The sequence below is a fragment of the Janthinobacterium sp. SUN137 genome (assembly GCF_030587265.1).
Classification (GTDB): Bacteria; Pseudomonadota; Gammaproteobacteria; order Burkholderiales; family Burkholderiaceae_D; genus Janthinobacterium; species Janthinobacterium kumbetense.
This window is the reverse complement of sequence record NZ_JAPWHZ010000003.1, coordinates 381,916-395,612: the sequence shown is the minus strand read 5'-3', so window position 1 is coordinate 395,612 and position 13,697 is coordinate 381,916. Positions and strand designations below refer to the sequence as shown.

Genomic DNA, 13,697 nt, shown 5'->3' with positions numbered 1-13,697 from the left:
GTACGCTGGAGTCGTCTTGATCACAGGGGATGAAACCATGCAGAACATAGTCGCATCAAACGAAGCCAAGGCCCGGCCGGTCCAACTGGTGCTGAGTCAGGCCACGACCGCGGCGGAATTGCGCGAAGTCCAGCGTTTGCGTTACAAGGTGTTTATCGAGACCATGGGCTTGACGTCGCTGGCCAACGCCGATGGCCTCGACAGCGACGAATTCGACGCGCACTGCGATCATCTGATCGTGCGCGACGCCGATACCCTGAAAGTGGTAGGCACCTACCGCGTGCTGAGCGCCGCCAAGGCCGCCAAGATCGGCCGGCTGTATTCGGAAAACGAATTTGACCTGAGCCGCCTGAAGAACCTGCGCGGACGCATGGTCGAAGCGGGCCGCGCCTGCATTCACCCGAAATACCGGGGCGGCAGCGTGATCATGCTGCTGTGGTCCGGCCTGGCCGAGTACATGCGCCGCGAGCGCTGCGACTACCTGGTCGGCTGCGCCAGCATCAGCCTGGCCGATGGCGGCCATAACGCCGTCGCCGTGTACCAGGCGCTGGCCGAAAAGCACATGGCTCCAAGCGAATACCGCGTCACGCCGCACCTGCCTTTCCCCATCCACCAGGTGGAAGCGGCGCACAAGCCGCAGGTGCCGCCGCTGATCAAGGGCTATCTGCGTTCGGGCGCCTGGATTTGCGGCGAACCGGCGTGGGATCCTGATTTCGAAAGCGCCGACATGTTCATGATGATGCCGCTGGCGAATCTGGACGAGCGCTATGCGCGCCATTATGGCGTGGTGCCTGGCTAAGGCTATTGAGGTGAATGCCGGGCAGTGACGCCTGCAGCTGGCTGGCCAGCGCCTGCACGGCGCTGCGCAAGCCGCTCTCCGCGCCGTCGGGTGGCAGCAGTTCGAGCAGGAAGCGCAGCGGCGCCGTGATCGCCTCGGGTTCGCCGATGCTGCCGTGGCGCCGCACGGCGTCGAGGTACAGGGCCAGGAAAGCGGTGCGCGCGGAGGCGTCGAAAGGCTGGCCGTCCGGCGCCTGCCACAGGGCCGCCAGCAGGGCGGCGCGAACGGGGGCGCCGGCGTCGATGGCGCGGTGTTCGTCCGCGTGGCGCTGGCGCGCATAGGCGATGGCGTCGTGCAGCAGGTCGCCCAGCTGCGGATCGAGCGCGCGCCAGGCGCCGCTGTCGCCATGGGCTTTCAACAGCAGGGCGCCCGCCAGCACCTGGAAAATCAGGTCGCAGTCGGCCACGCCGCTGCGCCGCCGCGCTTCTTCCAGCGCGGCCAGGCAGGCGTCCGTCATGGCGTGCAGGGCGGGCGCGCCGGAGCTTCCTGCGCGGCCGGCCAGGCGCGCCTGCAAGGCCCAGTAGCGGCCCAGCAGGGCCAGGCGCTGCGCCGTGGGCGCCAGCGCCACCAGCAGGTCGATATGCTGTTTTCCATCCTGCAGCAACTGCCGTCCCTGCGCCATATCCGGCACGGCCGGCACCTCGATGCCGGCGCCCGCATCGAGGCCGCACAGGGCCGCGCCCTGGCGTATTTCCAGTTCCGCCCAGTGCGCCAGCGCGCGCAAGCCCACCTTGCCGTCGGCCGCGCTGTGCGCCGCGCGGTAGTGTTCGATGGCGCGCAGGGTGTTCTCCAGGCCGCCGAGGCCGGCCCGCGTGGCGGCCATGTTTTCGCGGATGTCGGCGCAGCCGAAGAAGCGGGCGCGCACGGCTTCCTCGATGCTGCCCAGCTTTTCCTCGATGGCCGCGCGGCGCGCCGCATCGGCGCCCGCCAGGCGCGCGTGCAGGGTTTCCAGGTCGGCCAGCAGGTGGCCGTGGTAGTGGTAGTCGGGCGCTTGCCAGGGCCGGCTCTGCGTGTTCGGAAAGCGGTAGCGGTCGTCGCCATACGCCTGGTAGGCGCCCCAGGTGTTCGACGCCGGGAACTGCAGGTACGCCGCCTCGCGCGCCAGGCGCACGGCGTCGCCAAAATATTCGCCGCTCAGCATGGCGTGATAAAAGCTGTGCGCGAAGATGCTGGCCGCCTGGTCGTCGATGCGCCAGCCGGCCGCGATCACCGCCTGCGAGCCCATTTCGATGAAGGCCGTGGCCAGGCTGGCGGCCAGTTTCGACCACGGCGCGATGGCGTCCGGGCGCATGTCGCCCAGGTGGCAGCAATTGATGAAGACGAATTGCGGCACGCGCTTCAATTTGCCCACCTGCGCCGCCGTCAGCCGCGTCTTCGGTCCCAGTACCAGGCCCGTATGGGCGATGCCGGGGCCGGCCACTTCGCCGTGGCCGGCCAGGTGGATGGCGAAATAGCGCTCGTCGAACAGGTGCACCAGCACGCGCTGCGCCTGCGGGCGCAGCAGCTCGCGCACCTGGTAGCCGTACGCGCCGAACATGCGCGCCACGTCCTGCGCCTCGGCCTGCGCGGCGGGCAGCTCGGGCAGGCCGGAATCGGTGTCGCCGATCACCAGCACGCTGTTGCTGGGCGGGCTGACGGCCGATGGCTGCTCGCGCAGGCTGGCCAGCTGGCGCACCATGCCGATGCGCGTCGACAGCGGGCTTTCCTCGCTGCCCGCCTCGTCGCGCATCAGCTCCCACGGATAGATGGCGGCGCTCTGGTCGACGGCCAGGATCAGGCCGCGCATCTCGGGGATGGCCGCCTTCAGGCCATTGGGCAGCATCAGTTCGTACAGCGCGCGCGACAGGCCCGGCTGGTCGGTGGTGTTGTCGGTGGCGTCCATGATCAGGCCATCGACGGCTTGCCGCTGGTTCGGCTCCTCGTCGACGCTGTTGTGGGCGCGGTCCGTCAGCACGGTGAAGCGCAGGGCGCCGGAGAGGTCGGCGGCGACGATCTGTACGCGGCGCCAGCCATTGTCGCCGCTCAGGCTGGGCAAGATGCGCCGGTAGCCGCCGGGGCTGTGGCGGATGCGCTGCTCGAACGTGAAGCTGCCCTGGTAGCGCGCCTCGGCCATGATCTGCTCGATGGCCATGGCGGCGGCGATGGCGCGCGCCTCCGACTGTTCGTAGATGGCGATATGGCCGATGCGGCAAGCCATGCCCGCGTCTTCCAGGCGCCGGTTGGCGCTGCGCGCGCCGTCGAGCAGGGCCCGCGCGCACAGGGCGATGCTCAAGCCGCCATAGCCGGAGCCGGACAGCAGGCTGGCCACGCGCAGGCCGTGCTCTCCCATCGGCGGCGCGGCCGCATGGCCGGCGGCGCGCACCTGCAGGCAGACGCACGCGTATTCGAGCAGGCCGCCGGCAAAGGCGCGCGCCAGTTCGCCCGGCGTCAGCTCGCCCAACGCGCCCAGGCCGATGACGATGGCGCCGCCGGGCCGGCGCGCCGCATCGGGCTGCAGCACCACCAGGGCGGAGTCGGGGCGCTGCGGAAAGCGTCCCAGCGCGTGGATTTCCTGCAGCTTGCCCGCCAGCAGGCGGTCGAGAAAACTCATGCTGCCGCGCAGCGATTCTGCGGCATAGCAGCCGCTCATGACGGGCGCGTCGGCCGAGGCCATGCTGCCGTGGATGATGGATAGGCTCAGCTGCGGCGCGCGGTTCTCCGGCGCGATGGCGGGGCAGGCGGCGCCGAGGGCGGCGTCGAGCAATTCCTGCGGCTGCGGGTACAGCGGCGTGGCGTCGGGGGCGTACGGATGGAAGCGGGGCGGGGCGCCGCCAGGCGCGTGCGGCGGGTGCCGCGGCAGGGCTGCGGCCTGGCCGCTGTCGAGCAACTGCGCGATGGCAGGGTAGTATTCCTTTTGCAGCAGCAGGTCGCCGTGCGCCACCGGCAGGTAGCAGGCCGCCACGCCGTCCGGCACCGCGCCTTGCCAGGCCGTGCGGCCATCGCCGTCCGGCGACCAGGCTGTCTCGATGCCGCCGTCGCGCAGGCGCAGGGCCACCGGCGTGTCGGCGCAGCCGGCCAGGTAGCTGCAATGGCGGGCGTCGGGCGGGGCCGCTTCCAGCAGGGCCACGGTGGCGCGCGCCGCGGCCAGCGCCTGGGCCTCGGGCGCCTGCCAGCCGCCGGGCAGGCCCGCCTGCGCGTCGCCGGCGGCCAGCTGTGCCCACGCACCGGCGTCGAAATAATCGATACCGCCCGGCTGCGGCCACGGCAGCATGTCCAGCACGCCGGGAAAGGCGCGCACGAAGCCGAGAAACTGGCGCCGCGTGTGCTTCCAGCCTATCCAGCACGCCAGCATCTGCACCAGCCGGTCGCGCCCCAGCAGCACTTGCACCATCGCCTGCGTGCCGCGGTTGGCCGTGCCCACCTGCAGCAGGCGGCTGCCGGGCAGGGCGTTGAAGCGCTGCCAGCGGTCTTTCAGGGCCAGGCGCGCCACCAGCCCGCCCATGCCGTGGGCAACGATGCGCAGCGGCTGGCCGCGCTGTTCGGCGTCGCGCATGGCCTCGTCGAGCACGGGCAGGAAGGCGTTGCCGGAGTGCTGCAGCGACAAGCGCCAGTCATAGGCAAAGGGCCGCACTTCCTGGCTTTGCGCGAGAAAGCGGGCAAACGGTTCATAGCAGGATTCGACCCAGCCGGCGCTGACGATGTGCGGCTGGCCCACGGCCAGGCGTTCGATGCGCCCTTCGACCAGGTTGACGGGGTCGAACCAGATGCGGTTGCTGCCCACTTGCAGGTGGCTGCCCATGATGTCGGGCAGCAGCAGCACGATGGGCGCTTGCGCGCGCCGTTTCGGCACTTCGCCGCCGCGCGCCAGCGGGCCGTGCTCGATGCCGGGCAGCGGCAGGTAGGCGGTCTCGTCGCCGGTGAGCGCCTGCACGGCGGCCAGGCCGGACGGCGCGCGCTCGAAATAGTTGAGGTGGTGCGCGTGCGGCCCGCGCAGCAGCAGTTGCCGCACGGGCGTGCTGCGCGTGGCGCCGCCGGCCATCGAGGCGCAATTGACCACCAGGTCGTTCTGCCCGCCATACAGCTGGTCGTCGAGGCAGTCGCCCAGCCAGCCCAGCAGGCCATCGCCGCTGCACGCGCCGGCCAGCACATGCAGCGGGCTGGCCACGCGCACGTCGGGCGCATTGAGCAGCGCCACCAGGGGCGAGTCGGGCATCATCGCTTCCAGGCCCGGCAGGATGCGCGCGTCGCAGCGCTGCTGCACCACGGCCAGCAGGAAAGCCATGGCGCCATCGGGCAGGCCGCCGTGGAGCAGCAGGTTGAACATCGCGCTGGCCCAACGGTCGAGGCGGCCCGACATCAAGGTGGTGCCGCGCGCCGGGCAAGCCACGCGCACGAAGCGGGCGATGCGGATGGCGCGCGTCTTCAGCTCCATGCTCAAGTCGCGCAGGCGCGCCGCATCCCCGTCGTAGCCGCCGCGTCCGCCCAGCCGCGCTTGCGCCGTGAAGTGGTCGATATCGTGGCTGTTGAACGCTTCGCCGCCCACCGTGTTTTCGCTCAGCCGCTCCAGGCCGTCGCCTGCCAGGTCGACGGCGCCGCGGCTGTCGATGCGCTGCGCCCGCGCCAGCAATTCGCCCAGCAGGCCGCCGCGCGAATGGCTCAGCAGGTGCAGCACGGCGCCGTGCGGCAACTGGCGCACGAGGGTCAGCGCGTTCTCGATGGGGCTGTCGCTGAGGCTGCGGTGCTCATAGCCATAGATGCGGTTGCCGTACTGCGCCGCCAGTTGCGGCGCCAGGCCGTTGCGCCACAGGCCGGCAAAGCTGCGCTGGGTCGACGAAGCCGTGCCGTGCAACAGCAGCAGCAGCGGTTCCGGCCCGGCGGGCAGGCTGGCGACGGCCGTCATGCTGCCCGCCTCGATGCCGCAGCGGTACAGGCCCAGGCGTTGTTCCAGCTGGCGGTCCTGGAAGGCGCCCGCCGCCGCCAGCGCCGTCATGGCGGCGCCGCCGCAGCGGTACACGCGCACGGCGCGCAGCATCCAGGCGCCCAGGCCGTCGCGGCTGGCGCCCGGCGGCGGGCGCGCCGCCTGCGGGCGCAAGGCCAGTCCCACTTCGATGCTGGCGGGCGCGCCGTCGCGCGCCAGCGTGGCCGGCCCCAGGTAGCGTGGCAGGTCCAGGCTGCCGGCGAGCAGCGAACTGCCGTCGCACAGCAGCAGTTGCACGACGTCGTCCGGGCCGATATCGAGGGCGATGCGGCAACTGCCGATGCCGCGCGCGCCGGACAGCACATGGGTCTGGCTATGCCAGCCGGGCGCGGCGGGGCAGTCGCCGGCGCTGGCGAGGGGATCGCGCGTGAGCGTCAGGCGCAGCACGGGCGGCGCAAGGGGATCGCTGGACATGCGGTTGGGATCGCTGGTTAAAAGCTGACCTTGATGCCTGCGCGGACCATGCGTGTTGTGTCAGATCAAGTTTGAGTGGAAATGCAGGGGAGAAGCTGGGAGGGCGCTGGAAGGCAGAGAAACGGTCAGCATGGTTTGGGCTGGGTCTCTTCGCTATCGTGTCCGGATGCGGTGCGGTGAACGAACTACGCGAATTGTATGGCAAAAGTTCATGGCGCCGGGAACCTGGGTGCCTGGCATGGCATTACAACAGCGGGTAACTCAATGGACTGGCGTGGCGGACAGTTCCTTCAGTTCGCGGATGGTGATGTCCGATTTTTCATGCATGCGCAATAAAATCGTTGCACCGACCGACAGTTTGCCGTGACGAATCTTGCTGATGATGGGAGGCTGCACTTCCAGTACACGGCACAGTTCCGCATCATTTTTCAGGTTCATCTTCTCGATCAGGGTGTCGAGCAGCTTGTTGGGCACAAAACTCGATGGTTCGAGCGCACGCGCCCGGTTCATCGCTTCAATCATTTCCAGCTTCTTTTGCCGAACGTTCATTTACTCCTCCTTCAGGTTATGCAAGGGACGAGACCACTTTGGGTGGTCCCGGCTATAGTTCGTCATCGCAGTACGGCTGTCTGGGTGACGTAGTACAACATTCGCGTTAAAACATTGATAACCAGGCAAGTGTTTTCAATAATACTACGATAACAAAACTTGTGACAGATGGTCAGTTAAATTAACTGATTGTTTGATCAATTTGGTTGACGATTGTTGTATTTTGTAGTCCGCTTTTGGTCAATATCATGGTTCTGTCCGCCATTTCGGCGGCGGCCAGCGAATGCGTGACCATGATCGCGCAACTGCCGTTGGCCTTGATTTCGGCGCGCAGCAATTGCAGGATGCTGTGTGCCGTGTCCGGGTCGAGGTTGCCGGTAGGCTCGTCGGCCAGCACCAGCGCCGGCTTGTGCACGAGCGCGCGGGCAATGGCCACGCGCTGCATTTCACCGCCGGACAATTGCTGCGGAAAGTCGCCGCCGCGTCCGCCCAGGCCGACCGCCTCGAGCATGCTGGCGGCACGCTCCTGGGGCAGTCCGTTGAGCAGCAGCGGCAGGGCCACGTTTTGCAGCAGGGTCAGGTGCGGCAAGACGTGGAAAGCCTGGAAAATAAAGCCCATGCGGGCGCGACGCAGCCGGGTGGCGGCGGCGTCATCGAGGCTGGACATGGCAATGCCGTCCACCAGGATAGGGTGCGCTTCGGCACCCGCGTCGGGCGTATCGAGGCCGGCGATCAGGTTCAGCAAGGTCGACTTGCCCACGCCCGAGTCGCCCATGATGGCGATGAATTCCCCCGCCTTGAAACGGCAGGAAATATTGGCCAGCACGGGACGGGCATTGGCATAGGACTTCGACAGATGGCGCAATTCGAGCATGGTGTTAACGGCTATCGTAAAGGGAGGCACGCGGGGGAGAGGGGGGCCTGGGAACTGCAAAGGGGCGCGGATTGTTTGGCCGGCAATGTGTAGTATACGACAGGCTTATGCTTTTTGCTTGGCAATACCACTTTTGCGTGCACGCCGCCGATATGGACCCTAAGTTACCTGCCGCACGGCTGGCTTGCGCGGATTCCGTTATGATGGAAAAAAGTCATCGGCAAGGCGCCCGCCAAGCACTACGGCAGGGGCGGCGCGCCCGGTGGCCGACCGTGCAAGCCTTTCGTGAAACTAGTGAACCTAACATTGACGACGCCAGCCCATGACCATGCCACTTGCGCAACAGCAGTCCGATTTCCGCCCCGCCAGCCACGCCGCGGCGGCCAGCGCCACTCCTGCCACGATAGCCGAGATCAGCAGCGGCCTGCTGGCGCGCCAGGCCTGGACCTCGCCCAAGTACCTGTACGACGCGCTCGGTTCGAAACTGTTCGAAGCCATCTGCGCCTTGCCCGAGTACTATCCGACGCGCACGGAAGCGGCCATCTTCGCCCGCCACGGCGCCGAGATCGCGCATGCCGTGGGGCCGGGCAGCACCCTGATCGACCTGGGCGCGGGCAATTGCGCCAAGGCCGCCAGCCTGTTCCCGCTGCTGCACCCGGCCCAGTACGTGGCCGTGGATATTTCCTACGATTTCCTCAGTGAATCGCTGAGCCGGCTGCAGCAGCGCTTTCCGCACATCGAGATGACGGGCCTGGGCCTGGATTTTTCCAGCCGCCTGGACTTGCCCGACAGCGTGCGCGAGGCGCGGCGCCTGTTCTTCTATCCCGGCTCGTCGATCGGCAATTTTGCTCCAGAGCAAGCGACCGCCTTCCTGCGCCGCCTGCGCGCGAATGCGGATGGCGATGGCGGCCTGCTGATCGGCGTCGACCTGATCAAGGACGACGCCATCCTCGACGCCGCCTATGACGACGCGCTGGGCGTCACGGCCGCCTTCAACCTGAACATGCTGCGCCACGTGAACGGGCTGATCGGCGCCGATTTCGACGTGCGCGCGTGGCAGCACCACGGCTTTTTCAATGCCGACGAGCGCCGCGTCGAAATGCACCTGGAAGCGCGCAGCGAACAAGTTGTCCATTGGAAAGGTGGCCAGCGGCGCTTCGCGAAAGGCGAGCGCATCCATACGGAAGACAGCTACAAATACACGCGCGCCACCTTCGTCGGCTTGCTGGAGCAGGCAGGATTTTCCACCGTGCAAGTCTGGACGGACCCGCAGCAGTGGTTTGCCGTGATATACGCACGCGTGATTCGAGACTAAAAGGCGACGATGCTGATCGATCATTACCATCAAGTGCGCCAGCATTCTCTGCGGCTGGCCGAACCCCTGTCCGACGAGGATTGCGGCGCGCAATCGATGCCGGACGCCAGTCCCGTGAAATGGCACCTCGCGCATACCACCTGGTTTTTCGAAACGTTTATCCTGGAAAGCATGGAAGCGGCGTTCGCGCCTTTCCACCCGGCCTTCCGCGTGCTGTTCAATTCGTATTACAACGGCGTGGGCGAGAAACACCCGCGCGCCCAGCGGGGCTTGCTGACGCGCCCCGGCATGGAGGTCGTGCGCGCCTACCGTGCCAACGTCGATGCGCGCATCGCGCGCCTGCTGGCGGGCGAACTGGCGCGCGACGAGCGCGAACGGCTGACCATGCTGCTGGCGCTGGGGCTCGAGCACGAGCAGCAGCACCAGGAGTTGCTGTTGACGGATGTCAAGCATCTGCTGGCGCAGAGCGCCCTGTTTCCCGCCTACCTGGAGCGCGGGGACAACGGGCTTACGCCAGCGCAAGAACACGCGCAGCCCACGGCCTGGCTCGCCTTCGACGGCGGCCTGGCGCAGATCGGGCATGCGGGCGACGGCTTTTGCTTTGACAATGAATTGCCGCGCCATCCGCAATACGTGGCGCCGTTCGAACTGGCCAGCGCGCTGGTGACGAATGGCGACTATCTCGCCTTCATCGAGGCGGGCGGCTACCGCACGGCGCACCTGTGGCTGGCCGAAGGCTGGGACTGGGTGCGCAGCGGGCAGTTGCAATGCCCGCTGTACTGGCAGCGCGATGACGCCGGCCGCTGGCAGGAATTCACCTTGTTCGGCTTGCGGCCGCTCGATCTCCAGGCGCCGGCCACGCACCTGTCCCTGTTCGAGGCGGACGCCTATGCGCACTGGGCTGGCGCGCGCCTGCCGACGGAAGCGGAGTGGGAAGTGGCGGCGCAAGGCGTCGCCGTGGAAACGGGCCAGCTGCATCCGGCCGCCGGCGCGCCGGGAACAGGACTGCGGCAAATGTTCGGCCACTGCTGGCAGTGGACCAGCAGCAGCTACGCGCCGTATCCGGGCTACCGCACGGCGCCCGGGGCGCTCGGCGAATACAACGGCAAGTTCATGCTGAATCAATACGTGTTGCGCGGTTCGTCGTGCACCACGCCGGCCGGCCATGCGCGCGCCAGCTACCGCAATTTCTTCCCGGCCGGTGCGCGCTGGCAATTTTCCGGCATCCGCCTGGCGCGCCAGGTGGAATAAGCGGCTTAGTGCAGGCGCGGAACGGACGGGGCAGGGCGGCTTGGCGCCTGGCCACCGGCGCTCTGTTCCAGCTTGAACTGGCTGACGAGGGTTTCCAGGTCGCCCGCCTGTTCATGCATGGCTGCCGCCGCCGCAGCCGCTTCCTCGACCAGGGCCGCGTTTTGCTGCGTCGTCTGATCCATCTGCATGATGGCCGCATTGATTTGCTCGATGCCTTCGCTTTGCTCGTGGTTGGCGACGCTGATTTCACCGACGATGGCGCTGACCCGGCCCACGCTGGCCACCACTTCATCCATTGTCGCGCCCGCCTGGCTGACCAATTGTGCGCCCTGGTCGACCCGGCTGACGGAGTCGGCAATGAGTTCCTTGATTTCCTTGGCGGCCGCTGCCGAGCGCTGCGCCAGGTTGCGCACTTCGGAAGCCACGACGGCAAAGCCCCGTCCCTGTTCGCCGGCCCGTGCCGCCTCGACGGCCGCGTTCAGGGCCAGGATATTCGTCTGGAAGGCGATGCCGTCGATGACGGCGATGATGTCGACGATCTTGCGCGACGAGGCATTGATGGCGTCCATGGTGCCGATCACTTCCGCCATGGCCGAGCCGCCGCGCTGCGCGATGGCCGATGCCGAGCGTGCCAGGCTGTCGGCCTGGCGCGCATTGTCGCTGTTGCTGCGCACGGTACCCGTCATTTCGATCATCGACGAGGCCGTCTCTTCCAGCGCGCTCGCTTGCGCTTCCGTGCGGGCCGACAGGTCGGCATTGCCGCTGGCAATCTGGCTCGACGCCACGGCGATCGTGCCCGTGCCGCCGCGCACCTGGCCCACCAGGGTGGCCAGGTTGGTGTTCATGTCGCGCAGCGCCTGCAGCAGCTGGCCCGCTTCATCCTTGCCGTCGGCCACGATTTTGCTGCTCAGGTCGCCTCCGGCCACGGCTTGCGCCACGCGCAAGGCATACGCGATCGGCGTGGTGATCGAGCGCGTGACCCACCAGGCAAAGAGCACGCCCAGCAGCAGGGCGGCCGTGCCCAGGCTGGCCATCAGCACATTGGCTGCGGAAATATTCTGCTTGATTTGCTGGCCGCCATGCACGACCACGCCGCGCTGGATTTCATTCAGGTGGTTCACCGTCTTTTGCAGCTGGTTCAGGGCGGGCAGGGTATCGTCGCGCACGTGCACGGCCGCTTCCGCGCGCTGTCCCGCCACCAGCAGCTTGTCGGCCTGGCTGAACGACACGACATAGGCCTTGCGCTGTTGCTTCAGCGTGGCCAGCAGTTCCTTGCCTTCAGGCAGCACGATCAGGCGGTCGAGCACGACCAGCGCATCGGTGATGGTGGCCTTGTTGGCGTCGATTTCGCCGTGGATGGCGTTGGCGCGGGCAGGATCTTCATGGATGAACAGTTCCAGCACCAGTGCCGCGTTCGAACGCGTGGTACTGCGGATGGTGGCGATGGCGTCGGCCTTGGCCCAGTCTTTTTCGATGATGGCTTCGCTGAGCGCACCGATCTTATCCAGGCGCAGCAGGCCCGTGCCCACCAGCACTGCCATCAGCAGCAGCACCACGCCAAAACCGGCACCCAGGCGCACGCCTATCTTCATATCCGTTAATTTCATACTGATTCCCTCGGTAGCTAATGATCTGTCTCCGGTGGTCTTGTTATGAAACAATTATACGGCTGGTGATACCTGATTTGCACTACTAATTGCCCAATAGAAATGAAAAAGCGGCACGGCGATCAAGCCGTACCGCTTTTTCTCCCTCTGGAGCGCGCCGAAATTGCTTAGGCAGCGCTGGCAGCCACGTCGGCCGCTGTTGTTTTTTCGGCTTCCGTTTGCCCGATGCGGCGGTTCACGGCGGACAGCACGGCCTTGAACGAGGCGGTGACGATATTGCTGTCGATGGCGGCGCCGAACAGGGTCGGGCCGTTGTCGAGGCGCAATTCCACGTAGCAAGCCGCTTGCGCATTGGCGCCGGAGCCGATCGAATGCTCATGGTAATCCATCAGCTTGATGTCGAGACCGAGCGCATTGACGAAGGCGTCGATGGGACCGTTGCCGCCGCCTTGCAGGGCCAGCGGCGTCTGGCGGTGCGACAGGCTGATGTCGATCTGCACGGATTCGTCGCTGCTCGTGTCTTCCACCATGCGGTGCGAAGCGTAGGCGTACGGCGCCGTCTGCTCCAGGTATTCGCGCTGGAAGATGTCGTGGATATCCTGCGCGGCGATTTCGCGGCCCGTGGCGTCGGCCACGGCTTGCACGGCGCGCGAGAATTCGATCTGCAGGCGGCGCGGCAAGACCAGGCCGTATTCCTGTTCCAGCAAGTACGCCATGCCGCCCTTGCCGGACTGGCTGTTGACGCGGATCACGGCGTCGTAACTGCGGCCCAGGTCGGCCGGGTCGATCGGCAAGTACGGCACTTCCCAGATGGCGCCGGCTTCTTGCTTGGCGAAACCTTTCTTGATCGCATCCTGGTGCGAACCGGAGAAGGCCGTGAACACGAGGTCGCCCGCATACGGGTGGCGCGGGTGGACGGGCAACTGGTTGCACTCTTCCACGCACTTGCGCACGGTATCGATGTCGGAGAAATCCAGGCCCGGATGCACGCCCTGCGTGTACAAATTCATCGCCAGGGTGACCAGGTCGACGTTGCCGGTGCGCTCGCCGTTGCCGAACAAACAGCCTTCCACGCGGTCGGCGCCCGCCATCACGGCCAGCTCGGCCGACGCGACGGCCGTGCCGCGGTCGTTATGCGGGTGCACGCTGATGATGATGGAATCGCGGCGGGCCAGCTTGCGCGACATCCATTCGATCTGGTCCGCATACACGTTGGGCGTGCTGCATTCCACGGTCGATGGCAGGTTGATGATCATCTTGTTGGCCGGGGTCGGCTTCCAGATGGCGCTGACGGCGTCGCAGATATGCTTGGAGAAATCGAGTTCCGTGGTGGAGAACGATTCCGGCGTGTATTCGAAACCCCATTCCGTTTCCGGATGCTGCGCCACCAATTGCTTCACGAGGGTGGTGCCGGTGGTGGCGATATTCGTGATTTCTTCGCGCGACATGCCGAACACGACCTTGCGGAATACGGGCGCCACGGAGTTGTACAGGTGGACGATGGCGCGCTTGGCGCCGACGACGGACTCCACCGTGCGGCGGATCAGCTCTTCGCGCGACTGGGTCAGCACGATGATGGTGACGTCGTCCGGGATGCGGCCTTCATCGACGAGCTTGCGGACGAAATCGAAATCCGTCTGCGATGCCGATGGGAAACCCACTTCGATTTCTTTCAGGCCGATGGCGATCAGCATGTCGAAGAACCGCAGCTTCTTTTCCGCGCTCATCGGCTCGATCAGCGACTGATTGCCGTCGCGCAAGTCGGTGCTCATCCAGATAGGCGGTTTGCTGATGATCTGGTTCGGCCATTGACGGTCGGTCAATTTGACGGGAGGAAAGGCGCGGTATTTGGAAGCTGGGTTTTGCAACATCATGATCGGGTACTCCTGAAG

General features: G+C 66.5%; 8 protein-coding genes. 3 read left to right on the top strand and 5 right to left on the bottom strand.

The genetic code is table 11. The features are described 5' to 3' along the window. Positions 1 to 37: 37 nt before the first annotated feature. On the top strand, positions 38 to 799 hold the full coding sequence (locus O3298_RS16700; protein WP_099664512.1) for a GNAT family N-acetyltransferase: 762 nt from the start codon (positions 38 to 40) through the stop codon (positions 797 to 799). Here O3298_RS16700 and O3298_RS16695 read toward each other — a convergent pair. The 3 genes from O3298_RS16695 to O3298_RS16685 all read right to left on the bottom strand — a co-directional run bounded on the left by O3298_RS16695 (position 732) and on the right by O3298_RS16685 (position 7,632). Further along, the gene (locus O3298_RS16695) at positions 732 to 6,209 is read right to left on the bottom strand and encodes a CHAT domain-containing protein (protein ID WP_305060036.1); all 5,478 of its coding nucleotides are present in this window, start codon (positions 6,207 to 6,209) and stop codon (positions 732 to 734) included. The two genes, O3298_RS16700 and O3298_RS16695, sit on opposite strands and share 68 nt — an antisense overlap. A gap of 261 nt (positions 6,210 to 6,470) precedes the next feature. After that, positions 6,471 to 6,758 carry a hypothetical protein gene (locus tag O3298_RS16690; protein WP_034786045.1) on the bottom strand — a complete coding sequence of 96 codons (288 nt, stop codon included), beginning with the start codon at positions 6,756 to 6,758 and terminating at the stop codon, positions 6,471 to 6,473. 181 nt (positions 6,759 to 6,939) lie between these two features. Beyond that, on the bottom strand, positions 6,940 to 7,632 hold the full coding sequence (locus tag O3298_RS16685; RefSeq protein WP_034757401.1) for an ABC transporter ATP-binding protein: 693 nt from the start codon (positions 7,630 to 7,632) through the stop codon (positions 6,940 to 6,942). Positions 7,633 to 7,954: 322 nt separating this feature from the next. Here O3298_RS16685 and egtD point away from each other — a divergent pair, with 322 nt between their 5' ends. Next, the gene (egtD, locus tag O3298_RS16680) at positions 7,955 to 8,947 is read left to right on the top strand and encodes an L-histidine N(alpha)-methyltransferase (protein ID WP_251351217.1); all 993 of its coding nucleotides are present in this window, start codon (positions 7,955 to 7,957) and stop codon (positions 8,945 to 8,947) included. 9 nt (positions 8,948 to 8,956) lie between these two features. Next, positions 8,957 to 10,198, top strand: a complete 1,242-nt coding sequence (gene egtB / locus O3298_RS16675) for an ergothioneine biosynthesis protein EgtB (RefSeq protein ID WP_305060035.1) — start codon at positions 8,957 to 8,959, stop codon at positions 10,196 to 10,198. Positions 10,199 to 10,203: 5 nt separating this feature from the next. Here egtB and O3298_RS16670 read toward each other — a convergent pair whose 3' ends face one another. Continuing rightward, positions 10,204 to 11,805: a methyl-accepting chemotaxis protein gene (locus tag O3298_RS16670; RefSeq protein WP_305060034.1), complete on the bottom strand. Its 1,602-nt coding sequence runs from the start codon at positions 11,803 to 11,805 to the stop codon at positions 10,204 to 10,206. Positions 11,806 to 11,972: 167 nt separating this feature from the next. Further along, positions 11,973 to 13,679 carry a 2-isopropylmalate synthase gene (leuA, locus tag O3298_RS16665; RefSeq protein ID WP_099664506.1) on the bottom strand — a complete coding sequence of 569 codons (1,707 nt, stop codon included), beginning with the start codon at positions 13,677 to 13,679 and terminating at the stop codon, positions 11,973 to 11,975. Positions 13,680 to 13,697: the final 18 nt, after the last annotated feature.

Coding starts and splice junctions, on each gene's coding strand:
- egtB (WP_305060035.1), top strand. CDS start 8,957: ATGCTGATCGATCATTACCATCAAGTGCGCCAGCATTCTCTGCGGCTG.
- egtD (WP_251351217.1), top strand. CDS start 7,955: ATGACCATGCCACTTGCGCAACAGCAGTCCGATTTCCGCCCCGCCAGC.
- O3298_RS16690 (WP_034786045.1), bottom strand. CDS start 6,758: ATGAACGTTCGGCAAAAGAAGCTGGAAATGATTGAAGCGATGAACCGG.
- O3298_RS16685 (WP_034757401.1), bottom strand. CDS start 7,632: ATGCTCGAATTGCGCCATCTGTCGAAGTCCTATGCCAATGCCCGTCCC.
- O3298_RS16670 (WP_305060034.1), bottom strand. CDS start 11,805: ATGAAATTAACGGATATGAAGATAGGCGTGCGCCTGGGTGCCGGTTTT.
- O3298_RS16695 (WP_305060036.1), bottom strand. CDS start 6,209: ATGTCCAGCGATCCCCTTGCGCCGCCCGTGCTGCGCCTGACGCTCACG.
- O3298_RS16700 (WP_099664512.1), top strand. CDS start 38: ATGCAGAACATAGTCGCATCAAACGAAGCCAAGGCCCGGCCGGTCCAA.
- leuA (WP_099664506.1), bottom strand. CDS start 13,679: ATGATGTTGCAAAACCCAGCTTCCAAATACCGCGCCTTTCCTCCCGTC.